This window comes from Pseudomonas sp. B21-009, from assembly GCF_024749345.1.
Classification (GTDB): Bacteria; Pseudomonadota; Gammaproteobacteria; order Pseudomonadales; family Pseudomonadaceae; genus Aquipseudomonas.
Map to the genome: position 1 here is coordinate 3,924,252 of NZ_CP087199.1, position 22,360 is coordinate 3,946,611.

Below are 22,360 nucleotides of genomic sequence, written 5' to 3' on the forward strand. Positions count from 1 at the left end.
GCCCTTACGGCGGGTCCCTTTTGTTCTTGGTGTAGAGACCTCCAGAAGATAGGTCAGAAGGTGTAAACCATATTCAGGACGGGACAAAGAGCCAAAAAAAAGCGCCCCTTGAAGGGCGCTTTCTGCACATCAGCTATTGAAGACGCAAATCAGTGCACTGGCAACTCGACGCCTTCAAACAGCTCTTCAAGCTCCTGCTTGTTGTGGCAGGCGATCGCCTTGGCCATCACTTCGCGGGTCAGGTGCGGGGCGAACTTCTCGATGAAGTCGCACATGAAACCGCGCAGGAAAGTGCCACGACGGAAACCGATCTTGGTCACGCTGGACTCGAACAGCTCGCTGGCATCGAGCACCACCAGGTCATTGTCGAGCTTGGTGTCGACCGCCATCTTGGCGACGATACCGACGCCCAGGCCCAGGCGCACGTAAGTCTTGATCACGTCGGCGTCAGCGGCGGTGAACACCACTTTCGGGGTCAGGCCGCGGTGGCTGAAGGCTTCATCGAGCTTGGAGCGGCCGGTGAAACCAAACACGTAGGTAACGATCGGGTATTCGGCCAGGGCTTCGAGGGTGAGCTTTGGCAGTTTGGTCAGCGGGTGGCCCTGAGGCACCACCACGCAGCGATTCCAGCGATAGCACGGCATCATCACCAGGTCGCCGAACAGCTCCAGAGCTTCAGTGGCGATGGCGAAATCGACGGTGCCGTCGGCGGCCATTTCGGCAATCTGCATCGGCGAGCCCTGGTGCATGTGCAGGGCCACTTCCGGGTACTGCTTGATGAAGCTGCTGATCACCGGCGGCAGGGCATAACGCGCCTGGGTGTGGGTGGTGGCGATCGACAGGGTGCCCTTCTTCTCGTTGGAGAATTCCTGGGCAATCTGCTTGATGCTTTCGACCTTGCGCAGGATCTCGCCGGCGGTGGTGATGATGCGCTCACCGGCCGGGGTCACGCGGGTCAGGTGCTTGCCGCTGCGGGCGAACACTTCGACGCCCAGCTCGTCCTCGAGCAGGCGGATCTGCTTACTGATGCCCGGCTGGGAGGTGTACAGGCTCTGCGCTGTCGCGGAGACGTTGAGGTCGTGGTGCGCCACTTCCCAGATGTAGCGCAATTGTTGAAGCTTCATAGGTATCCCTCAAATCAGCTGGGCGTCACCGGCAGCAGCGACGATTTATAACTATATTAGTGGTTTGAAGAATAAATCTAGAACTATTTTAGCAGTCTTCAAGGAACCCACCTACGTCACCCAGTTAAGACTTCCTACGACCGAGATGTTGCGCGAGCGGCACCATGTACACCGGCACCGGCGACAGCTGCAGCAAGCGCACAGCGGTGCGGCCAATCGGAATGTCAACGCCGGCGCCCTGGCTGTGGCTGCCGAAGATCAGCAGGTCGACACTCAGGCGCTGGGCCTGTTCGAGAATCACCTGCGCCGGGTCGCCCTGGCGCACGCGCACGGCCTTGATCAGGGCCAGGTCAGCCTCCTCGCCTAATTCGTCACGAAAGTTTTCCAGGACCCGCTGCTCGATGTTGGCCATCACCGTGGTGACGCCTTCGCTGTGCAGTTCATCGAGGGTCTGCTCGTCCAGGTAGCTTTGCAGCAGCGACTCGGCGAACTGGCCCATGGGCTCGACTGCATGAATGACGTAGAGCTCTGCGTTGAAGGTCCGCGCCAGCGCCAGCGCGTGTTGCATGACAAAAGGCGCGTACACACCGAGGTCAGTGGCATACAGCATGGAACGGATCATTCGACCTCCTCGACTGCCACGACGGCAGAGCAAGCTTCAGCTTAGCAGCGCCAAGATCGGCCGCAGGGCCGTCCGGCGCCGAGGTTTGCCAGTCAGCCCAGGGTCGGTTCGTTGCTGATCCCATGGGGCACATGGCCAGTGGCGACGACGCTGCGAGCCCGTTCGCAATGGCCGGCCTGATCGTCGAAGAACACATCGGCGGCGAAGGCTTCGAGGAACGCCGATTTGTCCAGGCCGCCAAGAAACAGCGATTCGTCCAGGCGAATATCCCATTCGCGCAAGGTGCGGATCACCCGCTCATGGGCCGGTGCCGAACGGGCGGTGACCAGCGCCGTGCGGATCGGGCAGGCGCCTTGCGGGAACTCCTTTTGCAAAAGGTTCAGCGCCGCCAGGAACGGCTTGAACGGCCCGCCACGCAACGGCTCACGCGCCGATTGACGCTCGCTGGCCTGAAACGCTTCGAGGCCGCCGAGCTGGTAGACCCGCTCGGACTCATCGGAGAACAGCACCGCGTCGCCGTCAAAAGCGATGCGCAGCTCGTCACTGGCAGCGCGCTGGGCGCCACCGGAGAGAATAGTGGCGGCGGCAAAGCCAGCCTCCAGGGCGCTGCGTACGTCATCGGCATCGGTGGACAGGAACAGGTGACAACCAAACGCCGCCAGATACGGATAAGGACTACGACCGCCGACGAAGGCGGCGCGGTAAATACCCAGGCCGTGATGCTCGATCGAATTGAACACCCGCAAGCCGGTGTCGGCGCTGTTGCGCGACACCAGCACCACCTCGACCCGCGCCTGGCCAAGATGGGCGTTCAGGCCCAGAAGCTTTTGCACCAGCGGGAAAGCGTCACCGGGTTCAAGCACTTCGTCTTCGTGTTCGATCTGGTACTGGCGATACGCCTCAACGCCCTCGGCCAGGTACAGCCGATGGCTCTCGCTGAGGTCGAACAGCGCCCGGGAGGAGATGGCGACGACCAGTTTGTCACCGAGGTTCTTGCTCATGTGCTGCTCCTTTTGCGCTGTTCTAGCGGGCCTCATCGCGGGTCAAGCCCGCTCCTGCAGGGGCGGTGCTGTTTGCCGATCAATAAAAGCCAAGGCCTGATACAACACCTGCATCTTCGGCAACTCACAGCCCGCCGCCCGCGCCTGGGCCAACGGCTCGGCGTAGATCGCCGCCAGTTCCAGTGGCCGCTGCTGGGCGAAATCGTGGTACATGCTCGGCCAGTAGTCGGGCATCTTCTCGGTCACCGCAAACAGGTGCTCGGCATAGCCTTGCGGCAGTTCATGGCCACAGGCACGGGCACCCTGCACTACTTCGGCCATCAGCGCCTGGATCAATGCGCGGCTGTCGGCATCGGCCATCAGCGGCGTGGTACTGGCCTTGAGCAGCACAGACAACCCGTTGTAGGGCACATTCCACACCAGCTTCTGCCAGCGCGCCTGGGCCAGGTTGCTCATGGCCTGGGAATCGATGCCGGCGCCATGGAACAGCGCCGCCCCGGCCTCGACAATCTGCTGGCGGCTGTCATCATCGGCCGCCGGGCCGCTGTGATAGCCCAGGTTCACCGCGCCCAGCGACTGATGGCGGATCACCCCCGGCGCTTCGCGGTTGACGCAGATAAAGCACAAGCCGCCAAGCAGGTGCAGGTTGGCCGGCAGCAAGGGCCGCAGCTGCTCTTCGACGCCCAGGCCGTTTTGCAGCAGCACCACCTTGGCATCCGGCGCCGCCGCTTTGCCAATCAACGGCGCCAGTTCAGCGTTGCTGGTGGTCTTGGCGCCCACCAGCAGCCAGTCGCAGGGCGGCATGTCGGCGGCGTCGGCGTAGGCCGAAACCTTCATCTGCACGATGCCATGCACGGCGCTGTCGAGGCGCAAACCGTTGAGCTGAACGGCGTCGAACTCGCTGCGCAAGAGAAAGTGCACCTCGAACCCGGCACGCGCCAGCATCAGGCCATAGAAGCCACCAATGGCACCGGTGCCGATTACGCCGATACGCGGGCTGCTCGTGTTCATCCTGCTCTCCTCAAGCGTTCATTTTCTGTTCACATTTTTTACACGCAAATCATACGTTTTACGAACCTTCACTATACTGAGGCGAACAAGGTCAAAAAATCGACACGGAGTCGAGCATGCGTGGTTTCTTGCTGCACCCGGACGATGTTCCGGTGGAGCTGACCCTGCGTCAGTCGCCCAAACTGTTCCGCCAACGGCTGCACACTATCAGCCTGGGCGGAATCGCCTGCAACCACCCTCGGGCCTACCGACGCGGCATGGCGGTGGAAATGCTCATTCCCTCCCTCGGCGCCGAGGCGCGCTACCCAGGTTACGTGGCCTGGTGCCAGAAGCACCAGGACGGCTACCGGGTGGGTATTGCCTTTATCGACGAACAGGCGCTGTTTGGCGCACGCATGGGCGAACAGGTGTGCCAGATCCAGCACTTCTGTCAGGCCCGGGAACACGCCGCCAACCCCGATACCGATGTCGAAGCCCTCGCCCAGCAGTGGGTCAGCCTGCACGCCGGCGAGTTCTCCGAGGCCAGCCTTGAGGCAAGCCATACCCGGGAAATCCTCCTTCCGGGGTAAAAACCCCGTGGCTGTGGGCTTTTCCTTGCAGGAAAGCCGCCCTTGCCCATTGTCGAGCCACGGTGTAACGCGCTAAGGTTCGGCTCCCCGCTGCGTACAATTTTCGCTGCTCCGCCGCACGGGGATCGCTGGCGGCCGGCACCCGTGACCTGACGAGTAACACGATGGCTGATTTACCGATCGATGACCTAAACGTTGCCTCCAACGAGACCTTGATCACCCCCGATCAGCTCAAGAAGGAAATCCCTCTCAGCGCTACCGCCCTGCAGACCGTGACTGCCGGCCGCGAAGTGGTGCGCAATATCCTCGACGGCAAGGACCACCGCCTGTTCGTGGTGATCGGCCCCTGCTCGATCCACGACATCAAGGCTGCCCACGAGTATGCCGAGCGCCTCAAGGTGCTGGCGGCAGAGGTGTCCGACACCCTGTACCTGGTCATGCGCGTGTATTTCGAAAAGCCGCGTACCACCGTCGGCTGGAAGGGCTTGATCAACGACCCATACCTGGACGACTCGTTCAAGATCCAGGACGGCCTGCACATTGGCCGCCAGCTGCTGCTGGACCTGGCGGAAATGGGCCTGCCGACCGCCACCGAAGCCCTCGACCCGATCTCGCCGCAGTACCTGCAGGACCTGATCAGCTGGTCGGCCATCGGCGCGCGCACCACCGAATCCCAGACCCACCGCGAAATGGCCTCGGGCCTGTCCTCCGCGGTCGGCTTCAAGAACGGCACCGACGGCGGCCTGACCGTTGCCATCAACGCCCTGCAGTCGGTGTCGAGCCCGCACCGCTTCCTTGGTATCAACCAGGAAGGCGGCGTCTCCATCGTCACCACCAAGGGCAACGCCTACGGCCACGTGGTGCTGCGTGGCGGCAACGGCAAGCCCAACTATGACTCGGTCAGCGTCGCCCTGTGCGAACAGGCCCTGGCCAAGGCCCAGATTAAGCCGAACATCATGGTCGACTGCAGCCACGCCAACTCCAACAAGGACCCGGCACTGCAGCCGCTGGTGATGGAGAACGTCGCCAACCAGATCCTCGAAGGCAACCAGTCGATCATCGGCCTGATGGTCGAGAGCCATCTGAACTGGGGCTGCCAGGCAATCCCGAAAGACCTCAACGACCTGCAGTACGGTGTCTCGATCACCGACGCCTGCATCGACTGGGCGTCCACCGAGAAAACCCTGCGCAGCATGCACGCCAAGCTCAAGGACGTGTTGCCCAAACGCCAGCGCGGCTGACAGGCAGGTACAAAAACGCCGGGCAATTGCCCGGCGTTTTTGTTGGTGCGTTGAACAGCAGCGCAAAGGGCTGCCCTTCGTGATCTTCAGGCCTTGTTGGTGGCGTGCTTTTGCTGACGTTCCATGTAGCGCTCAACATAGGAGCACGACGGAATCACGGTATAGCCCATGTCTTCGGCGTATTTGAGCGCCTGCTCGGTGAGCGCCGCAGCGATACCCCGGCCACGCAACGCGTTGGGCACGAACGTGCGGTAGATATCCAGGGTCTGCTTACCCAGGTCCATGTAGGTCAGGTAAGCACGATGACCGTCCACATTGGTCTCGAACTGATGACCAGCCTGGTCATGGTGGATGGACAACGCCTCGCTCATCACTACTCCTCGCGGGTCTTGTGCTATGACCCTACCTTACCGATGTTTGTCCGGCGAAGGAACCTCTACGCCACCCCGTGCCCCATTGGACAACGAGAAGAGCATGGCTGTTCTCTGGCAAATGAGCACGTACAAATAGTAGGCGCCCGATGCCCGGATGCTCAAGGTGGCTGGTCGCAAATTTCACCCACTTGTGGCAAGCGGACACGGCGGCGAGCATCGGCCTGAACAGTTGCCGGATGTTGTAGTGCTATGACGAAGGATGACACTTTAAGTCACTTTTAGTTCAACAAATTACACACTTGCTACACTTGTTAGCACCCGCGCATGCGGCGCCTTCACAGTTTTTCTACATAAGGCTGTGGCGGACCCGGGACAGGCGCATTTTTTTGCAGTTCTTGCGCTCTGTCAGTTTACTTACTACAAGTAATGGGTACTATGTACGCCGGCCAGTTTCTCTTTCTTGAGAGATGGCTATTTAATAGAAAGTCCTTGAAGGGGAACACGATGAACAACGTTCTGAAATTTTCTGCTCTGGCTCTGGCCGCAGTCCTGGCTACCGGTTGCAGCAGCGTATCCAAAGAAACCGAAGCTCGTCTGACCGCTACCGAAGACGCAGCTGCTCGTGCACAAGCTCGTGCCGATGAAGCCTATCGCAAAGCTGACGACGCTCTGGCTGCTGCTCAAAAAGCACAACAGACCGCTGACGAAGCTAACGAGCGCGCTCTGCGTATGCTGGACAAAGCCAGCCGCAAGTAATAGTCCTTCGGGATTGTTATTGGAAGCCGACCCACTTGTGGGTCGGCTTTTTTATTGCCGCCGTGAAAGTGCAACAGCAGAAACGACGAGGCCTGCACGATGGCAGGCCTCAGGTACAGCAGGAATGGCTTACTGCATGTCGTAAGGCACGCTGGACACCATCGGCGCCGGGTTGCCAGCGCCATTGGGCACGGCGATCTCCACCGGCATGCCGTCTTCGGCGGCGACCACGTCACGAACCATGTCCCAGTTCATGCGCAGGTTGTTGGCCAGGTCTTCGCGCTTGAGCAGGGCGTTGATGACCGCGGTGTGCTTGTCGACCACCGACGGATCGCCCTTGTCGTCCAGCGGCGTGTGCGCCTCGAGATAGACCTTGCCGGCACTGATACCGAACTTGTACGGCTCGTTGATGATGCGCACCGGCACACCGACCGGGGCCATCTTGGCCAGTTCCAGCACGTTGTTGTTGAACATGCGGAAGCAGCCGTGGCTGGTGCGCATGCCGATGCCGAATTTCTTGTTCGAACCGTGGATCAGATAGCCCGGCACGCCGAGGGTGAACTTGAACGGCCCCAGCGGGTTGTCCGGACCTGCCGGTACCACGGACGGGAGGATGTCACCGTCTTCGGCGTGCTCCTTGCGGATCGAGGCTGGCGGCGTCCAGGTCGGGTTTGGGGTCTTGGCGGTGACCCTGGTGTTGGCAATCGGCGAACCCCAGCCCTCACGGCCGATGCCCAGCGGGTAGGTATGCACCACGTTCTGCCCTTTCGGGTAGTAGTACATGCGGTACTCGGCAAGGTTGATGACGATGCCTTCGCGCGGGCCCGGCGGCAGGATGAAGCGGGTCGGCAGGATGATCTCGGTGCCGGCGCCCGGCAGCCACGGGTCGACGCCGGGGTTGGCGGCGATCATTTCCAGGTAGCCAAGGTCGTTGGCGGTGCCGATGTCGGCAAAGGTGTCTTCGTACTTGGCCTTGATCACCTGGACCTGGCCGATGACGTCTTCACCGGGAGGCGGCAGGGGGAACTCCAGCGCAGCAGCGGGACCTGCCGCCAGCAGGGCGGCCAGGGACAGGCAACGGGTGACGGCGGGAAAGCGCGGCAACATCCGGGAAATCCTTCGCTAATTCAATTGAGTCAAGCAATCGATTGTACACCGCCCCCCGCGGAACAGGGAGATGTCCCGGGCGCAGTTGGCGGTGCAGGGGATGAAAGGTTATATCAGCGCGTTACAGCTCGGGCCACACTGGCCGCGTGCCACGGCGCTGGGCATCGAGAATTGCCCGGCACAGCGAGCACAGGCGGCGGTCACGGTAGATGCTGCGCTCGGCCTGCGACCAGCGCGGTTGCGCCGGCAACAGGGTGCCGCAGAGGGTGCGGTCGGCCGAGCCACCGAGCTCGAGCTGGCGGGCTACCAGGTGGACGCGGATCTCCTGGCAGGCGAACAGGTCAAGCTGTTCGTCAGGCTCGATCAATTGATAGGCATACAGGGACCAGGCGGGACGCGGCATCGGGGGCTCCAAATCGGGGGCGCAACATTAGCCGAAAGCCGGTCACTATAAAAGCGTCAAAGCAGCGGTTTTAGTTGCGGCCAGGCATTTTCCAGCAACCTGGCCTGGGCGCCCTGCGCCGGATGGATGCCATCACCCTGCATCAGCTCGGGTACACCGCCCACCCCTTCGAGGAAAAACGGCACCAGCGGCACCTGTTTTTCCGTCGCCAGGTTTTCATACACCTGGGCAAACGCCTCGGTATAACGCTTGCCGTAGTTGGGCGGCAGGCGCATGCCCAGCAACAGTACCTTGGCGCCGGCTTTGCGCGAGCTGTCGATCATCGAAGCAAGATTTTGTTGCAATTGCTTTGGTTGCTGCCCGCGCAAGCCATCGTTACCCCCCAATTCGAGCACCACCAACTTTGGCTTGTGCGCTGCAAGCAGCGCCGGCAGCCGCGCCTGGCCGCCGGCACTGGTGTCGCCGCTGATCGAGGCATTGATCACTTTGGCGTCGAAACCCTCGCTCTTCAGGCGTTTTTCCAGCAAGGCAACCCACCCCTCGCGGGTATCCAGGCCGAAAGCGGCACTGATACTATCGCCGACAATCAGCACGGTCCCCGCGGCTGCGCCCTGGGCCAGGCACATCAAGGCCAGGCCAGCACTCAATAACCACACTCGCATCGGATTCTCCATGGGCCCCAGCATTCTCAGTGCGCGCAACCTTAGCAAAGTGGTCCCCAGCGCGGAAGGCGACCTGACCATCCTGCACGAACTCTCGCTGGAATTGAAACAAGGCGACAGCCTGGCCATCGTCGGCGCCTCGGGCTCAGGCAAATCGACCCTGCTCGGCCTGCTGGCCGGCCTCGACCTGCCTAGCGCAGGCTCCGTGACCCTGGCCGGCCACGACCTCGGCCCGCTGGATGAAGACCAGCGCGCACGGGTGCGGGCCGAGCATGTCGGCTTCGTGTTCCAGTCGTTCCAGTTGCTCGACAGCCTCAACGCCCTGGAAAACGTCATGCTGCCGCTGGAGCTGGACGGTCGCCGCGATGCCCGCGAGCACGCCCGCAGCCTGCTCGAACGGGTGGGCCTGGGCCAGCGCCTGAGCCACTCGCCGCGCCAGTTGTCCGGTGGCGAGCAACAACGGGTGGCCATCGCCCGCGCCTTTGCCGCCGAGCCTGCGGTGCTGTTTGCCGACGAGCCGACCGGCAACCTCGACAGCCACACCGGCGAGCGCATCAGCGACCTGTTGTTCGAACTGAACAAGGAGCGCGGCACCACCCTGGTACTGGTCACCCATGACGAACGCCTGGCCCAGCGCTGCCGTCGCCTGATCCGCCTGGACGCCGGCCACCTGGTCGCGCCGCTGGAGCCCTGATGAAACGCCTGCCGTTGTTCCCCCTGGCCCTGCGCCAGTTGCTGCGCGACGCCCGCGCCGGCGAGTTGCGCGTGCTGTTCTTCGCCCTGCTGGTGGCGGTGGCGGCCAGTACCGCGATCGGCTACTTCGGCGCCCGCCTCAATGGCGCCATGCTGCTGCGCGCCACCGAATTCCTCGGCGCCGACCTGGTGCTGCAGGGCAGCTCGCCGGCCGCCCCCGAGCAGATCAGCCGCGGCACCGCCCTGGGCCTGCAGCATGCCCAGGTGGTCGAGTTCTCCAGCGTGATCGCCACCGACAACGGCATCCAGCTGTCGAGCATCAAGGCGGCCAACGACCGTTATCCGCTGCGCGGTGAGCTGCGCAGCGCCGCCGAACCCTATGCCAGCGAAACCGCCGGTGGCGGCCCGGCACCGGGCGAGGCCTGGGTCGAGCCACGGCTGCTGGCAGCGCTGGAGCTGAAGATCGGCGACAGCATCGATGTCGGCATGAAAACCCTGCGCATGAGCCGGGTACTGACCTACGAGCCCGACCGCGCCGGCAACTTCTATAGCCTGACCCCACGGGTACTGATCAACCTTGCCGACCTTGAGGCCACCGGGGTGGTGCAACCGGGTAGCCGGGTCAGCTACCGCGAACTCTGGCGCGGCGAGCCCGAAGCCCTGGCCAGCTACCGTGACGCGGTGAGTAAAAACCTTGCCGCCAACCAGCGCCTGCAGGATTCGCGCGATGGCAACCAGCAGATCGGCGGCGCCCTGGGCAAGGCCGAACGCTACCTGAACATGGCCAGCCTGGTGGCAGTGCTGCTCGCGGGTGTCGCCGTGGCCCTGTCGGCCAGCCGCTTCGCTACCCGCCGTTTCGATGCCAGCGCCCTGCTGCGCTGCCTGGGCCTGTCGCGGCGCCAGGCGCTGAGCCTGTTCTGCCTGCAACTGGCGATTCTTGGCAGCATCGCTGCGCTGTGTGGCGCGGCGCTCGGCTGGCTGGCCCAACTGGGCCTGTTCCAGTTGCTGCAGGGGTTGATGCCGGCGCAGATCCCACCTGGCGGCATCGGCCCGGCCCTGGCCGGGATTGCCACCGGCCTGGTGGCCCTGGCCGGTTTCGCCCTGCCGCCGCTGGCCGCCCTGGGCCGGGTGCCGCCGCTGCGGGTATTGCGCCGCGACCTGCTGCCGGTACCGGCCAGCAGCTGGCTGGTGTATGGCGCCGCACTGTTCGCCCTTGGGCTGATCATGTGGCGGCTGAGCCTCGACCTGCTGCTGACCTTCGCCTTGCTCGGCGGTGGCCTGGTGGCCGCCTTGCTGCTGGGCGGCCTGCTGTTGCTCGGCCTGCGCAGCCTGCGCCGCCTGCTCGCCGGCAGCCCGCTGGCCTGGCGCCTGGGCCTTGGCCAGTTGCTGCGCCATCCGCTGGCGGCGGCCGGGCAATCGCTGGCCTTCGGCCTGATCCTGCTGGCCATGGCGCTGATTGCCCTGCTGCGCGCCGAGCTGCTCGACACCTGGCAGAACCAGCTGCCCAAGGACGCCCCCAACTACTTCGCCCTGAACATCCTGCCCGACGACAAGAACAGCTTCGCCCAGCGCCTGAGCGAGTTCTCCGCCGAAGCCGCGCCGCTGTACCCGGTCATCCCCGGACGCCTGACCGCAATCAACGGCGAGCCGGTGCAACAGATCGTCAGCAAGGAATCCACCGGCGACCGCGCCGTGCAGCGCGACCTGAGCCTGACCTGGGCTGCCGACCTGCCCCAAGGCAACACCCTGAGCGAAGGCCAGTGGTGGCAGGCCCAACCGCCGGCCGACGCCCTGCCCGGCGTCTCGGTGGAAGCCGAACTGGCCCTGAGCCTCAAGCTCAAACTCGGTGACCAGCTGACCTTCAGCATCGGCGGCCTGCAACGCCAGGTTCAGGTGAGCAGCCTGCGCACGGTCAACTGGGACAGCTTCCAGCCCAACTTCTACATGATCTTCCAGCCTCAGACCCTGCAGGACCTGCCGACCACCTACCTGACCAGCTTCTACCTGGCCCCCGGGCATGACCAGCAGGTGGTGGCGCTGTCGCGGGCGTTCCCGGCGGTGACCATCCTTCAGGTCGATGCGTTGCTGGAACAACTGCGCAGCATCCTCGCCCAGGTCACCCTGGCGGTGGAGTACGTGCTGTTGTTCGTGCTGGCGGCGGGCCTGGCGGTGCTGTTCGCCGGTTTGCAGGCGACCCTCGACGAGCGTATTCGCCAGGGCGCCCTGCTGCGCGCCCTGGGCGCCGGGCGCGGTTTGCTGGTCAAGGCCCGACGCATCGAGTTTGGCTTGCTCGGGGCGGCCAGCGGCCTGCTGGCGGCGATTGGCTGCGAGCTGATCACCCTGGTGCTGTACCGCTACGCCTTCGACCTGCACTGGAGCCCGCACCCATGGCTGCTGTTGCTGCCGGTCCTCGGCGCCCTGCTGGTCGGCGGCGCCGGGGTCTACGGCACGCGCCGGGCGCTCAATGCCAGCCCGCTGGCGGTACTGCGCGAGGGCTGATCAGGGTTTGACGTAGTCGATGGCGTTGACCCACCAGCACATCTCGCCGGAAGGGGTCTGGACGATGACTTCATCGCCGACCTCTTTTTTCAGCAAGGCGCGGGCCATGGGCGAGTCGATCGAGATGTAGTCCATGCGCCCGTAGATCTCGTCGTAGCCAACGATGCGAAAGCGCTTGCTCTCGCCCTCCTCGTTCTCGATCTCGACCCAGGCGCCGAAAAACACCCGGCCTTCCTGCTCTGGCGAATACTCGACCACACGCATGTCTTCCAGGCGTTTGCGCAGGTAGCGCACGCGGCGGTCGATCTCGCGCAAGAGCTTCTTGTTGTACTGATAATCGGCGTTTTCACTGCGATCGCCCAGCGACGCCGCCCAGGTGACTTTCTGGGTGATATCGGGACGCTTGACTCGCCACAGATGGTCCAGCTCCTGCTTGAGCGCTTCGTGACCTTCCTTCGTGATGATTTGCGTACTCAACAAAAATTCTCGCTTCCAGGCTGACTGAGTGGCTTGCAGGGCCTGATCATCAACCCTGTCGAGGCGCAGCGCAACTGCACGTGACTTGTGCCTGTCGGCTCCAGTCCCAAGAGTGAAACCGCAGACAACCACAACAATACGGTCTGACCCGCATGCACGCCCAACGCACCGCCTTGCACAACGAGTTGCACGCCCGCCCGTCGCTGTATTTCGATGAGCCCGCGCATGTTTTCCACCTGGCGTTTCTCGGCGCCGATGCCGACTGCAATGCCCTGTTGCAGCGTTGCTGCCCGGGCGCCTTCGAGCCCGATGCCGCCCAGGGCATCACCACGCTGGACGGCCATCCGTTCAAATGGGAACGCCATTCCGAGTTCTTCACCCTGACGCTGGTGGTGCCCGCCGCCAGCGCCGAGCTGCACTGGAGCACTTTGCCGGCGGCTCTGGCTGCAGGTGTGGAGCCCTACCGTGAGCAGATGATCAATTCGGTGCAGGTGCTGGTGCGCGATGAACACAACCTCGACCTCAGCCGCTACGGCTTCAAGGACCCCAGCGGCTCATGTGTGGGAGGCGGCGATGCCGTGGTGTGGAGCGATTTTCGCCTGACTGCCGATGGCACCAACCGCTTCCTGTTTATCAACCGCAGGCTCAATGCTTACCGCCAGGGGCGCATGATCCGCCGCCTGCTGGAGATCGAGACCTACCGGATGATGGCGTCATTGTCGCTGACCGCTGCCAAGGCCCTGGGCCCGCAACTGGACGCCTATGACCGTAAACTGGTGAGCCTGTCGGAGCGCAACGTCAGCAGTGACGGCGGCAACGCCAAAGCGCTGCTGGCCGATATCGCCCAGTTGTCGCGCCAGGTGGTCGGCAGCACGGTCAAGCACCGCCACCGCTTCAGCGCCACCCAGGCCTATGCGCAACTGGTGTTCGAACGCCTGGGCGAACTGCGCGAGAGCCATGTCGGCGATTGCCAGCGCCTGGGGGTGTTCATCGAGCGGCGCTTCAAGCCCACCGTGCGTTACTGCGCGGCCAGCGAGCAGCGTCTGGAGCACCTGGCCGAAAGCGTCGCCAACCTCGGCGACCTGTTGCAGGCGCGGGTGCAGGTGGAGATGGAAGAACAGAATGCCGAGATCCTGCGCAGCCTCAACGCCCGCGCCGACACCCAGATCAAGATCCAGCGGGCAGTCGAAGGCCTGTCGATCATCGCCATCAGCTACTACCTGCTGAGCCTGTTCAAGCTCTTATATGCCGGCCTGCACACCCTCGGCGCACAGATCACTGCCCGCGAAGCGCTGCTGGGCATGGCGCCGGTGGTGATATTGACCCTGCTGGTGATTTTGCTACGGATCAGGAAAGCCAAGGCGCATTGACGCCCGGGCCCGGGCTGCTCAGGCCCGGGTGATCAAACCCTGGCGGGCGACGCGGGTCAGGTGGCCGATAACTTCGGCAGCGTCGTCGGCGCTGGGCGACTGGATCACGGCGAGATCGAAACGGTCGTTGGCAAACTGGCCAAGGGAATCGCGGCTGTCGGCGAACTGGATAAGGAAGGCAGTGTTGCGGCTGTTGCGACGCGGCCAGCCGTCAAGGTAGCGCAGGAGGGTTGGCTGATGACTGCCGCCCAGAAGAATACGCGGCGTGCGCGTGCCCTGGCTGGCGGGCAACGGGGTCAGGCAAACACTGGAACGTGGACAACTCATGGGGTTAGATCTCCGCCTCGCAAAACCCGCTGGGCTGCGGTGGGAGGCGTCACCGAACCAGCGTTTTAGCGGTATTTGGTGAAACCCCCGAAGAGGTAACCCTGCGCCCCGCAAGTAGCTGTTTAAATCGGCGCAAGTCAGCATCCTAGAGGCGCTGCGGGTGGAATGTCAACGGCCCTGGGACTAAAAAACCCCGGAATTTCGACAAGCCGCGCTCAGCAAGAGCGAAGCGAATTGTGCTCTTGATCGTGATCTGCTTTTGATCTTGATCCACCGGCCCCGTTAACCAGAAGGGCCGAGTGCAGGTGTTGCGAAGGGGCGAGTGCGCAGCACCTTCGGCGATAGCCGAAGTTGCGAAACGTAGAGTTGCTTGCAACTCGTAGTTCGCAATGCCCCGTAGCGACACCGGAGCGAGGGGACCCGAAGCGCAGCGCAGGGCCCCTGGTGGGGCAAGAATTTTTGCTTACTTTTTTTTCGACTGAAAAAAGTAAGGCGCCGTAAGGGCGCAAAGGTGACTCGGCATCCCCGCCCCATCCGGATCTCCCTGAACCCTAATGAGCAACACCCCCCCTACTTGCGCCCATTACCCTTCCCCCCTTTGGGCTCCAGCGAAGCCCGCTCCCGATCAAACGCCAGGAAGTACTTGTTGACACTGTTCACATAACTCACCGGCCCCATGCCCACCTGCTCCATGGCAATGCGCTCGGTCTGGAAAAACCACTGATTACCATTGAGCCCCCGCCGCCGGGCCTCGGCGCGCATCGCCTGGACCCGCTCCGGCCCCAGGTTGTAGGCCGCCAGAGTGAAGGCCATGCGCTCACGCTCGTTGAGCTGGTTACTGGCAAAGAACTTGCGCCGGATCAGCGCCATGTAGCGGGCGCTGGCCTGAACATTGCCATCGACATTGGAAATATTGCTCACCCCGACCCGCTGGGCAGCGCTGGGGGTGATCTGCATCAGCCCGTGGGCGCCACCGGCGCCGCGCGCGCTCGGGTCAAGGGAAGACTCCTTGAAGGCCACCGCCGCCAGGTTCAGCCAATCGATATTCTGTGCGCTGGCATGGCGCTGCAACACCGGCCGCAGGGCTTCCAGACGCTTGCGGTCGCTACGCGCCAACGGGTTGTGCACCCGGTACAGGCGCCGGTAGATCCGCTCGAACGCTGCGTCCTGGTTGGCCGGCGCCTTGTAGCCCTGCAAAAAACGATCGACGCTGGCGTGCAGCATCACCGCATCCCGGCGCACGTACCAGCGCATGGCCTCGGGGCTGGCCAGGTGCAGTTTGCGCTCGACCCGCAGCTTGGGCATGACCTTGGCCCAGCGTTCGGCAATCGGCTGCTCGACCACGGTCAGGTGAAAGATCCCGGCCTGGACCATCTCCAGCACGTCTTCCACGGCCAGCGTCGGGTCGACCCACTCGACCTTGATCGGCGCAAGCTTACGTAGGGCCAGTTTCTGGTTAATCTCGTGCAGGGTGTCACCGGCCGCGCTGGAGCTGGTCAGCGCCAGGGTACGCCCGGACAACTGCTCGACGCGCTGGACGCTGCGCTCGCCCTTGCGCCCGACCAGCACCAGCGGCACCTTGTCGACCACCGGATCGCTGGCGCTGAGACCGCGGGTAGAGGTCGGGTCGACCAGCTCGCCAGGCGCCACCAGGTCGGCTTCGCCGCGCTGCAAGGCGGCCAGCAACTGGTCTTTGGCGCGAGGGATGATCTTCAGGCGGATTTCCTCGCCATCGCGGGCGCGGGCATTGAGGTAATGCTCGAACGCGCGCAGGCGGTGATACTCGACCCCCACCGGCTCGCCCTTGACTTCGCCGGAGCTGTTGCGGCTCTGGTTGACCAGTACCTTCAATACCCGGCTGCTGCGGATTTGCGCAAGGTCGCGCGCCGGGGTCTTGGGCACCGCCTGTTGCGGCCCGGCCAGACGCGCGCTGGCCGGCCCGGTAGGCAGCAGCGAGAAGCTCAGCACGATCAACAAAAACAGCGCTCGGGTCATCCGTTGCGAGGTCCGCGCGTGTGGGGTTGGCGCCATAGTTTGCAGTCGTTCCATGACAATTGACCGCAAAAGACCACGACAACTCGTTGAAGTTCTTGGCTTTATCGATTTCGGTCGAGCTTTGTTATGCTGGCCGGCTTCCGGCCTGAGGTAGCACCATGCAACTCATCGACATCGGCGTCAATCTGACCAACCCAAGTTTTGCCGACAAACACCAGGCAATTCTCGAACGCGCCCTGGCCGCCGGGGTGGTGCAGATGATGGTCACCGGCACCAGCCTTGAGGGCAGCGAACAGGCCCTGGAGCTGTGCCAGCAACTCGATGAAAGCGCCCAGCACCTGTTCAGCACCGCAGGCGTGCACCCCCATGACGCCAGCAGCTGGAGCAGTGCCAGCAGCCGTCAGCTGCGGGCCTTGCTTGAACAGCCGCGGGTGCAGGCGGTGGGTGAATGCGGGCTGGATTTCAACCGCGATTTCTCGCCACGCCCACAGCAGGAAAAAGCCCTGGAAGAACAACTGGCCCTGGCGGTCGAGTTGCAGATGCCGGTGTTCCTCCACGAGCGCGACGCCAGCGAACGCCTGCTGGCGATCCTCAAGGACTTTCGCGACCGCCTGCCGGCAGCGGTAGTGCACTGCTTTACCGGCGAGCGCGCAGCGTTGTTCGGCTACCTGGACCTGGACCTGCACATCGGCATCACCGGCTGGATCTGCGACGAGCGCCGCGGCACCCACCTACACCCACTGGTCAGCAGCATCCCCCAGGGCCGCCTGATGCTCGAAAGCGATGCGCCCTACCTGCTGCCGCGCAGCCTGCGGCCCAAACCGAAAAGCGGGCGCAACGAACCGGCGTTCCTCACCGAAGTGCTGCGTGAAGTGGCCCTGCACCGTGGCGAAAGCGTCGAGCAACTGGCCGCCCACAGCACCGCCACGGCACGGGCCTTCTTTAACCTGCCCGCGATTATTTGACGCATATCAAAACGTCTTGATGATCGAGTCGGCACAATGATGGCACCTTGCCAACAATGTTTCCGCTCAATCAGAGAAGACCTACCATGGGTGCCTGGCTTAGCAATATCTCCCTGAAATACAAGTTCTGGGCCGTGAACGCGGTCGCCTTTGTCACCACGTTGTTCCTGGTGCTCTATGCCGTGCACCTGGAGCAACAGGCGCGGGCCCAGACCGCCCAAAGCAAAGCTGAAGCCGAGGCGCAGTTGCTGGCTGCCTGGCCTGCCGGGCAAACTTTGCCGAGCAACGCCCTGTGGCTGACCTACAGCCCCGGCCAGGTACCGCAATTTGAAGGGCAAAGCCTCGATGCGCTGGCCACGGCCCAAGGCTGGGTCGAACTCGAAGGCTTGCCGTTGCTGGGTGAGAACCCTTTGACCGGCGCCCAGGTGATCAGCCGCGGTGACCAGCAGATTGCCGTGCTCGCCCCCTCCCCCAGCCTGATCCAGGTGTTCACCGACCGCTTCACCAACTACGCCGTGTGCGTACTGATCCTGATGCTGGCGATGCTCTGTGCCTCGCAATTGTTGATCCGCTTTCTGCTCAGCCAGCTCAACACCCTCAAGGACGTGATGCTGCACGTGGAAAAAACCGGCGACCTGTCGGCCCGCGTGCCGCTGGCTTGCGGCGATGAAGTCGGACAGATGGCCAGCGCCTTCAACGCCATGCAAACCACCTACCACCGGGTGGTCAACACCGTGGCGCGCACTGCCGCGCAGCTGGATTCCGGCGCCGCGCGCCTGGCCGCGAGCATGAACGATGTGCGCCACGGCATGCTCGGCCAACAGAGCGAAACCGACCAGGCCGCCACCGCCATCAACGAAATGACCGCCACGGTCTACCACATTGCCCAGCACGCCGGCGCCACCCGCGACCTGTCGCAGAGCGCCGACTCCCTGGCCGGCAGTGGCCAGGAGGTGGTCAGCCGGGTGCAGACCTCGATTGCCGGGCTGTCCAGCGGCGTGCAGCAGACCGCCGAGATGATTCGCCAACTGGCCGACGACAGCCAGAAGATCAACGGCGTGGTCGGGGTGATCCACAGCATTGCCGAACAGACCAACCTGCTGGCCCTCAACGCTGCCATCGAGGCCGCCCGTGCCGGTGACCTGGGCCGCGGCTTTGCCGTGGTCGCCGACGAGGTGCGCAACCTGGCCAAGCGCGTACAGGCCTCCACCGACGAAATCACCACCATGGTCTCGGCGCTGCAGGCCGGTACCCGCGACGCCGTGGACTTCATGCAGGAAAGCTCGTTCAAGGCCGACGACTGCGTACAGCAGGCCCAGGAAGCCGGCGCCGCCCTGGCGGAAATCACCAGCGCGGTGGCACAGATGCGCGAAAGCAACACGCAAATTGCCGTGGCCGCCGAGCAGCAAAGCCAGGTGGCCGAAGAAATGAACCGGGCAGTGGTAAGCATCCGCGATGTGACCGAAGAGACCGTACAGCAGACTGTCGACTCGGCCACCACCAGCAGCGAGCTGGCGACCCTGGCCGGTGAGCTGAACAAGGCCATCGGTCAGCTCAAGCTATAGGCGTCATAGGCGCCATCGATTGGCCCCTTCACCGGGGCCGCACTATTCTTCAGGCAAGACCCTGAGGAACATTTCCATGAGCAAACGCCTGCCCAACCTGCCCGCCTGGCAATGGCGTGGCTACCACCACAACCACCGTAACCCGACCAACCTGGTGCTGCACCTGATTGCCGTGCCGCTGTTCATCCTCGGCGTGCTGCTGGTGCTGTCCGGTTTGTTCTCGCTGGACCTGGGGCAACTGGCGGTGGGTATCATCGCCCTGATCGCCGGGCTCGGCCTGCAACGCCAGGGGCATCGCCTGGAGGCCCAGCAACCCGAGCCGTTCGCCAACCGCCAGGACGCCATCGGCCGCCTGCTGGTGGAGCAGTTCATCACCTTCCCGCGCTTTGTGCTCAGCGGTGCCTGGTGGCGCGCCTGGCGCGACCGCCACCGGCATTGAGTGGCGTCAGCCGAACACTGTTACGGTCTGGCGGCTGAGCGCCAGCAACTCGCCCTTGTCGCTCCACAGCGCAGCCGCCGCATGCCCGTAACCATCGCGGGCATGTTCGGTTTCGACGTGATAGCGGCACCAGTCCAGGGTGGTCAGGCTCGCCACCGGCTGGATGAACTCGATGGTCCAGGTCAGGGTGCTGCCAGCCGCCGGCTTGTTCAGGTGTGACAGCAAGGTCGGCGGCCAGGCATCGACCAGCGCCAGCAAGTGCGCCTCGCTGATCGGCTCTTCACGCTCGCTGTCGCGAAAACGCACCCAGCCGCCCATGTCGCGGGACTTGTTGTTGCTGAACGGAATGCCGCCGATGGCCCAGCGCAGTGACACATGGCGCATGAACTCGGGGGTCACGCCCTTGATGTACGGCAGCTCCGTGCTCGACTGCTCGAGCGGCTTCATGTCTACCGCCGGCAAGGCCGGAACATCGATAAGCGAATCGCGGCCGCTGCCAAAGCTGCCCTGCATCAGGGTAACCACCTGGCCGTTCTGCACGGCGCGGCCCAGCAGCGAACTGACCGCCTTGCCTTCGCGCAGCAGTTCCACTTCAAAACTGATCGGCATTTGCGGCTCGGCCGGGCCGACAAAGGTGATGGCCAGGGAACGCACCGGGCGCCCCGGCGAGGTCTTGGCCAGCATGGCCTCATACAGCAAGGCCGCCATCAGCCCGCCGAAACAGGCGCGGCCCTGGGCCCAGCTGGAATCAATAACTACCGACTGGGGATGCTGGCGGACCGCCGTGAGCAATTGTGAGAAGTTCATGCCGACCTCAGCGATCAGGAAAAAACTGATCTTAACCAGCCAGCAAGCGGTCTACAGCACGCATTTCGGCCATTTCAGCGGGCTATCGCTGCGCAAGCTGCGCCTGCAGGCGTTCGAGGGTGGCGTCGGCGTCTTGTTCGGCTTTGGCCAACTGCGCTTGCCAATGGCTGACGCACGGCGCCAGATCGCGTTGCTGCTCGGCCTGCAGCAGCCACTGCAACAGGTCGTGCCAACTGCCCAGGTCACTCTGGGCACGCTTGAGAGCCTTTTGCAGGCGCGAGTTGGAGTGCTGCAGTTGCGGGTAGGCTTCGGCCGCGTAGCGCACTCGTTTGATCAGCAGGCGCAGACGATGGCGGTCGTGGGCCGGGTCGTCGAGGGCCTGACGCAGTTGCTTCCACTGTTTTACCAGGCGTTTGTCGATGCGCTGTTGCAGCTGGCGGATCAAGCCCTGGCGCTGGGCGGCGCGCAGGAACACCGGAAAGGCGTCGATGATCGCCAGCAGGCGCGCCAGTTCGGCACTGGCGGCAACGCTGGCGAAGGTTTGCCGGCGCTGGGCCAGGCGTGCCTGCGCGGCGGCCACTTGCTGGCGCTCAAGCAGCTGCGCGGCCAGTACCTCACGGTCACGCAACGGCGTCGTCAAGCTGCCCAGGGCCTTGGCCGCAGCTTCCAGCTGATCGACACCGGGCAGTGCCCGTAACGGTCGCAACACACTGCGCAAGCGCCGCACGCCGATGCGCAGGTCGTGCAGCGCCTCGCTGTCGGTATCGGCAACCAGGCGCGCCTGGCAGGCCAAAAGGCGCACCTGCAGGCTCAGCACCTGGGCAATGACGTGGTCGAGCATGGCCGACGACATGGTCTACTCCTGTATCAGCGCCCGGCGCGAGATTCACGAATGTAGAAGCGAGCCTTCTCGGCCTTCTTGCTGCAGCCCTCGAACGCTTCGAACTGCTGCTGGGTCTTGGCCCCGGTCAACAACGACAGGGCTTTTGAATAACTGACAGTACCGGCGAAACCTTCGGCCTTGGCCAGGTCGAGCTCCTTCCAGGCCGAGTCCAGCTGATTGGCGCAGCTGTCGCGGTAGGCTGTCTTGCCAGCGCAACCGGTCAGAACCAGAGCAATCAGGGGCAGGCAAATCCAGGCTTTCATCGGCAATACCTCAAAAGAAAAAGATCAGGGTGGCGACTTCGACGGTAAACAGCGAGAAAAGTGCCCTGTTCAGCGTAGCCCAGTGCCAGTGACGATTGAAGCACAGACACAATTGGGCGCATTGTTAGACCATGGAAGCAGAACACCGGGGAAGCATCATGAAAAAACGCGTCGCACTGGTTCTGGGTTCGGGCGGGGCCCGGGGCTATGCACACATCGGCGTGATCGAGGAAATCGAACGCCGTGGCTATGACATCGCCTGTATCGCCGGCTGCTCCATGGGCGCGGTGATTGGCGGAATTTATGCCGCCGGCAAGCTCGATGAATACCGCAACTGGATTGAAAGCCTGGACTACCTCGACGTCCTGCGCCTGGTGGACGTGAGCTTTCGCCTGGGGGCGATCCGTGGTGAGAAAGTCTTCGGCCAGATCCGCAAAATCGTCGGCGAGATCAACATCGAAGACCTGCGCATCCCCTACACGGCGGTGGCCACCGACCTTACCAACCAGCAGGAAATCTGGTTTCAGGAAGGCTGCCTGCACCAGGCCATGCGTGCCTCGGCGGCGATCCCCAGCCTGTTCACGCCCGTGGTGCAAGGCAACCGCATGCTGGTCGACGGCGGCATCCTCAACCCCTTGCCGATCATCCCGGTGGTGTCCAGCCACTGCGACCTGATCATCGCCGTGAACCTCAACTCGACCAACCAGAAGCAGTACCAGTTGCCAGTGATCGAACGCCCGGCGGCGTTCAAGCTGCGCTTTGACAACCTGATCAATTCGCTGGGTTCGCACTTGCCGTTCCGGCGCAAACCGGCCGAACAACTGATGCGTATCGAGCAGGGCCTGCAACCGGAGGCGGCGCAAATCCCCAACCCCTGGCTCAGCGATGCCGCCGACCCCGAAGCCCAGCAACCGGCGGCAGCGCCAGAAATTGAAGGCGCGCCGAAATCGGCGACCGGCTCGTTCATCATCGACAACGTCGGGCCGGCGTCATTGCTTGACTTGATCAACCAGAGTTTCGAGGTGATGCAGACGTCACTGGCGCAGTACAAGATTGCCGGCTACCCGCCGGATGTACTGATCAACGTGCCCAAGCGGGTGTGCCGGTTCTTCGAGTTCTACAAGGCGCCGGAACTGATCGCCCTGGGGCGGGAGATTGCCCGCGACACGCTGGATAACTATGAGGCGGAGCGGCGTTGATGACTAAC

The 22,360-nt window shown here is 63.5% G+C and carries 24 protein-coding genes; 10 read left to right on the forward strand and 14 right to left on the reverse strand.

The window, feature by feature from the left end; translation table 11 throughout:
* Positions 1 to 149 precede the first annotated feature (149 nt).
* The 4 genes from cysB to LOY34_RS17995 all read right to left on the reverse strand — a co-directional run bounded on the left by cysB (position 150) and on the right by LOY34_RS17995 (position 3,758).
* A complete protein-coding gene (gene cysB / locus LOY34_RS17980; protein ID WP_010222540.1) occupies positions 150 to 1,124 on the reverse strand; it encodes an HTH-type transcriptional regulator CysB in 975 nt (324 codons plus the stop codon).
* Positions 1,125 to 1,248: 124 nt separating this feature from the next.
* Positions 1,249 to 1,746 carry a universal stress protein gene (locus LOY34_RS17985; protein WP_045194744.1) on the reverse strand — a complete coding sequence of 166 codons (498 nt, stop codon included), beginning with the start codon at positions 1,744 to 1,746 and terminating at the stop codon, positions 1,249 to 1,251.
* A 92-nt stretch (positions 1,747 to 1,838) separates the two neighbouring features.
* Positions 1,839 to 2,747, reverse strand: coding sequence for a 5'-nucleotidase (locus LOY34_RS17990; RefSeq protein WP_045194745.1), 909 nt, complete (start codon positions 2,745 to 2,747; stop codon positions 1,839 to 1,841).
* A 42-nt stretch (positions 2,748 to 2,789) separates the two neighbouring features.
* Entirely contained in the window at positions 2,790 to 3,758 is a 969-nt protein-coding gene (locus LOY34_RS17995) for a putative 2-dehydropantoate 2-reductase (protein ID WP_195884651.1), read from the reverse strand.
* A 116-nt stretch (positions 3,759 to 3,874) separates the two neighbouring features.
* Between LOY34_RS17995 and LOY34_RS18000 the strand changes: the two genes are divergently transcribed.
* Together LOY34_RS18000 and LOY34_RS18005 are read left to right on the forward strand one after the other, a co-directional pair.
* A complete protein-coding gene (locus LOY34_RS18000; protein WP_045194748.1) occupies positions 3,875 to 4,327 on the forward strand; it encodes a PilZ domain-containing protein in 453 nt (150 codons plus the stop codon).
* Positions 4,328 to 4,491: 164 nt separating this feature from the next.
* Complete coding sequence (locus LOY34_RS18005) at positions 4,492 to 5,568, forward strand: 3-deoxy-7-phosphoheptulonate synthase (protein ID WP_195884652.1); 1,077 nt, start codon at positions 4,492 to 4,494, stop codon at positions 5,566 to 5,568.
* A gap of 86 nt (positions 5,569 to 5,654) precedes the next feature.
* Here LOY34_RS18005 and LOY34_RS18010 read toward each other — a convergent pair whose 3' ends face one another.
* A complete protein-coding gene (locus tag LOY34_RS18010; protein WP_010222546.1) occupies positions 5,655 to 5,939 on the reverse strand; it encodes a GNAT family N-acetyltransferase in 285 nt (94 codons plus the stop codon).
* 507 nt (positions 5,940 to 6,446) lie between these two features.
* On the opposite strand from LOY34_RS18010, the gene oprI reads away from it, so the two are divergent.
* Positions 6,447 to 6,698, forward strand: coding sequence for an outer membrane lipoprotei OprI (gene oprI, locus LOY34_RS18015; RefSeq protein ID WP_003259780.1), 252 nt, complete (start codon positions 6,447 to 6,449; stop codon positions 6,696 to 6,698).
* A gap of 129 nt (positions 6,699 to 6,827) precedes the next feature.
* Here oprI and LOY34_RS18020 read toward each other — a convergent pair whose 3' ends face one another.
* The 3 genes from LOY34_RS18020 to LOY34_RS18030 form a co-directional block, all read right to left on the reverse strand.
* Complete coding sequence (locus LOY34_RS18020; RefSeq protein ID WP_093380972.1) at positions 6,828 to 7,805, reverse strand: L,D-transpeptidase family protein; 978 nt, start codon at positions 7,803 to 7,805, stop codon at positions 6,828 to 6,830.
* Between the two features lie 121 nt (positions 7,806 to 7,926).
* Positions 7,927 to 8,208, reverse strand: a complete 282-nt coding sequence (locus LOY34_RS18025) for a hypothetical protein (protein ID WP_010222548.1) — start codon at positions 8,206 to 8,208, stop codon at positions 7,927 to 7,929.
* A gap of 56 nt (positions 8,209 to 8,264) precedes the next feature.
* Positions 8,265 to 8,870, reverse strand: coding sequence for an arylesterase (locus LOY34_RS18030; RefSeq protein ID WP_195884653.1), 606 nt, complete (start codon positions 8,868 to 8,870; stop codon positions 8,265 to 8,267).
* Between the two features lie 10 nt (positions 8,871 to 8,880).
* Between LOY34_RS18030 and LOY34_RS18035 the strand changes: the two genes are divergently transcribed.
* Positions 8,881 to 9,564 carry an ABC transporter ATP-binding protein gene (locus LOY34_RS18035; RefSeq protein ID WP_045194762.1) on the forward strand — a complete coding sequence of 228 codons (684 nt, stop codon included), beginning with the start codon at positions 8,881 to 8,883 and terminating at the stop codon, positions 9,562 to 9,564.
* A complete protein-coding gene (locus tag LOY34_RS18040; protein ID WP_045194764.1) occupies positions 9,564 to 12,062 on the forward strand; it encodes an ABC transporter permease in 2,499 nt (832 codons plus the stop codon). Before LOY34_RS18035 ends, LOY34_RS18040 begins: the two co-directional genes overlap by 1 nt.
* Here LOY34_RS18040 and greB read toward each other — a convergent pair whose 3' ends face one another.
* Positions 12,063 to 12,539, reverse strand: coding sequence for a transcription elongation factor GreB (greB, locus tag LOY34_RS18045; RefSeq protein ID WP_195884654.1), 477 nt, complete (start codon positions 12,537 to 12,539; stop codon positions 12,063 to 12,065).
* 152 nt (positions 12,540 to 12,691) lie between these two features.
* On the opposite strand from greB, the gene LOY34_RS18050 reads away from it, so the two are divergent.
* Positions 12,692 to 13,909: a DUF3422 domain-containing protein gene (locus tag LOY34_RS18050; protein ID WP_195884655.1), complete on the forward strand. Its 1,218-nt coding sequence runs from the start codon at positions 12,692 to 12,694 to the stop codon at positions 13,907 to 13,909.
* A gap of 18 nt (positions 13,910 to 13,927) precedes the next feature.
* Here the strand turns inward: LOY34_RS18050 and LOY34_RS18055 are convergent, their stop codons facing one another.
* Both LOY34_RS18055 and LOY34_RS18060 read right to left on the reverse strand, forming a co-directional pair.
* Positions 13,928 to 14,236, reverse strand: a complete 309-nt coding sequence (locus tag LOY34_RS18055; RefSeq protein WP_045194777.1) for a hypothetical protein — start codon at positions 14,234 to 14,236, stop codon at positions 13,928 to 13,930.
* A gap of 570 nt (positions 14,237 to 14,806) precedes the next feature.
* The gene (locus LOY34_RS18060) at positions 14,807 to 16,231 is read right to left on the reverse strand and encodes a transglycosylase SLT domain-containing protein (protein WP_195886026.1); all 1,425 of its coding nucleotides are present in this window, start codon (positions 16,229 to 16,231) and stop codon (positions 14,807 to 14,809) included.
* A gap of 158 nt (positions 16,232 to 16,389) precedes the next feature.
* Between LOY34_RS18060 and LOY34_RS18065 the strand changes: the two genes are divergently transcribed.
* From LOY34_RS18065 to LOY34_RS18075, 3 genes are all read left to right on the forward strand, one after another.
* Positions 16,390 to 17,196 carry a TatD family hydrolase gene (locus LOY34_RS18065; protein WP_045194781.1) on the forward strand — a complete coding sequence of 269 codons (807 nt, stop codon included), beginning with the start codon at positions 16,390 to 16,392 and terminating at the stop codon, positions 17,194 to 17,196.
* Positions 17,197 to 17,282: 86 nt separating this feature from the next.
* Positions 17,283 to 18,761 carry a methyl-accepting chemotaxis protein gene (locus tag LOY34_RS18070; protein WP_045194783.1) on the forward strand — a complete coding sequence of 493 codons (1,479 nt, stop codon included), beginning with the start codon at positions 17,283 to 17,285 and terminating at the stop codon, positions 18,759 to 18,761.
* Between the two features lie 76 nt (positions 18,762 to 18,837).
* Positions 18,838 to 19,200 carry an Mpo1-like protein gene (locus LOY34_RS18075; RefSeq protein ID WP_045194785.1) on the forward strand — a complete coding sequence of 121 codons (363 nt, stop codon included), beginning with the start codon at positions 18,838 to 18,840 and terminating at the stop codon, positions 19,198 to 19,200.
* Positions 19,201 to 19,206: 6 nt separating this feature from the next.
* Here LOY34_RS18075 and LOY34_RS18080 read toward each other — a convergent pair whose 3' ends face one another.
* The 3 genes from LOY34_RS18080 to LOY34_RS18090 form a co-directional block, all read right to left on the reverse strand.
* The gene (locus LOY34_RS18080; RefSeq protein WP_045194787.1) at positions 19,207 to 20,007 is read right to left on the reverse strand and encodes an acyl-CoA thioesterase II; all 801 of its coding nucleotides are present in this window, start codon (positions 20,005 to 20,007) and stop codon (positions 19,207 to 19,209) included.
* An 82-nt stretch (positions 20,008 to 20,089) separates the two neighbouring features.
* Complete coding sequence (locus LOY34_RS18085; protein ID WP_230090884.1) at positions 20,090 to 20,860, reverse strand: CHAD domain-containing protein; 771 nt, start codon at positions 20,858 to 20,860, stop codon at positions 20,090 to 20,092.
* Between the two features lie 14 nt (positions 20,861 to 20,874).
* The gene (locus tag LOY34_RS18090) at positions 20,875 to 21,153 is read right to left on the reverse strand and encodes a hypothetical protein (protein WP_028941416.1); all 279 of its coding nucleotides are present in this window, start codon (positions 21,151 to 21,153) and stop codon (positions 20,875 to 20,877) included.
* A 158-nt stretch (positions 21,154 to 21,311) separates the two neighbouring features.
* On the opposite strand from LOY34_RS18090, the gene LOY34_RS18095 reads away from it, so the two are divergent.
* Positions 21,312 to 22,352: a patatin-like phospholipase family protein gene (locus LOY34_RS18095; RefSeq protein ID WP_045194791.1), complete on the forward strand. Its 1,041-nt coding sequence runs from the start codon at positions 21,312 to 21,314 to the stop codon at positions 22,350 to 22,352.
* The last annotated feature ends 8 nt before the right edge of the window (positions 22,353 to 22,360 follow it).

Excerpts from the sequence above, each read along its gene's own strand:
- cysB (WP_010222540.1), bottom strand. The coding sequence starts at position 1,124 with ATGAAGCTTCAACAATTGCGCTACATCTGGGAAGTGGCGCACCACGAC.
- LOY34_RS17985 (WP_045194744.1), bottom strand. The coding sequence starts at position 1,746 with ATGATCCGTTCCATGCTGTATGCCACTGACCTCGGTGTGTACGCGCCT.
- LOY34_RS17990 (WP_045194745.1), bottom strand. The coding sequence starts at position 2,747 with ATGAGCAAGAACCTCGGTGACAAACTGGTCGTCGCCATCTCCTCCCGG.
- LOY34_RS17995 (WP_195884651.1), bottom strand. The coding sequence starts at position 3,758 with ATGAACACGAGCAGCCCGCGTATCGGCGTAATCGGCACCGGTGCCATT.
- LOY34_RS18000 (WP_045194748.1), top strand. The coding sequence starts at position 3,875 with ATGCGTGGTTTCTTGCTGCACCCGGACGATGTTCCGGTGGAGCTGACC.
- LOY34_RS18005 (WP_195884652.1), top strand. The coding sequence starts at position 4,492 with ATGGCTGATTTACCGATCGATGACCTAAACGTTGCCTCCAACGAGACC.
- LOY34_RS18010 (WP_010222546.1), bottom strand. The coding sequence starts at position 5,939 with ATGAGCGAGGCGTTGTCCATCCACCATGACCAGGCTGGTCATCAGTTC.
- oprI (WP_003259780.1), top strand. The coding sequence starts at position 6,447 with ATGAACAACGTTCTGAAATTTTCTGCTCTGGCTCTGGCCGCAGTCCTG.
- LOY34_RS18020 (WP_093380972.1), bottom strand. The coding sequence starts at position 7,805 with ATGTTGCCGCGCTTTCCCGCCGTCACCCGTTGCCTGTCCCTGGCCGCC.
- LOY34_RS18025 (WP_010222548.1), bottom strand. The coding sequence starts at position 8,208 with ATGCCGCGTCCCGCCTGGTCCCTGTATGCCTATCAATTGATCGAGCCT.
- LOY34_RS18030 (WP_195884653.1), bottom strand. The coding sequence starts at position 8,870 with ATGCGAGTGTGGTTATTGAGTGCTGGCCTGGCCTTGATGTGCCTGGCC.
- LOY34_RS18035 (WP_045194762.1), top strand. The coding sequence starts at position 8,881 with ATGGGCCCCAGCATTCTCAGTGCGCGCAACCTTAGCAAAGTGGTCCCC.
- LOY34_RS18040 (WP_045194764.1), top strand. The coding sequence starts at position 9,564 with ATGAAACGCCTGCCGTTGTTCCCCCTGGCCCTGCGCCAGTTGCTGCGC.
- LOY34_RS18050 (WP_195884655.1), top strand. The coding sequence starts at position 12,692 with ATGCACGCCCAACGCACCGCCTTGCACAACGAGTTGCACGCCCGCCCG.
- LOY34_RS18055 (WP_045194777.1), bottom strand. The coding sequence starts at position 14,236 with ATGAGTTGTCCACGTTCCAGTGTTTGCCTGACCCCGTTGCCCGCCAGC.
- LOY34_RS18060 (WP_195886026.1), bottom strand. The coding sequence starts at position 16,231 with ATGACCCGAGCGCTGTTTTTGTTGATCGTGCTGAGCTTCTCGCTGCTG.
- LOY34_RS18065 (WP_045194781.1), top strand. The coding sequence starts at position 16,390 with ATGCAACTCATCGACATCGGCGTCAATCTGACCAACCCAAGTTTTGCC.
- LOY34_RS18070 (WP_045194783.1), top strand. The coding sequence starts at position 17,283 with ATGGGTGCCTGGCTTAGCAATATCTCCCTGAAATACAAGTTCTGGGCC.
- LOY34_RS18075 (WP_045194785.1), top strand. The coding sequence starts at position 18,838 with ATGAGCAAACGCCTGCCCAACCTGCCCGCCTGGCAATGGCGTGGCTAC.
- LOY34_RS18080 (WP_045194787.1), bottom strand. The coding sequence starts at position 20,007 with ATGAACTTCTCACAATTGCTCACGGCGGTCCGCCAGCATCCCCAGTCG.
- LOY34_RS18085 (WP_230090884.1), bottom strand. The coding sequence starts at position 20,860 with ATGTCGTCGGCCATGCTCGACCACGTCATTGCCCAGGTGCTGAGCCTG.
- LOY34_RS18090 (WP_028941416.1), bottom strand. The coding sequence starts at position 21,153 with ATGAAAGCCTGGATTTGCCTGCCCCTGATTGCTCTGGTTCTGACCGGT.
- LOY34_RS18095 (WP_045194791.1), top strand. The coding sequence starts at position 21,312 with ATGAAAAAACGCGTCGCACTGGTTCTGGGTTCGGGCGGGGCCCGGGGC.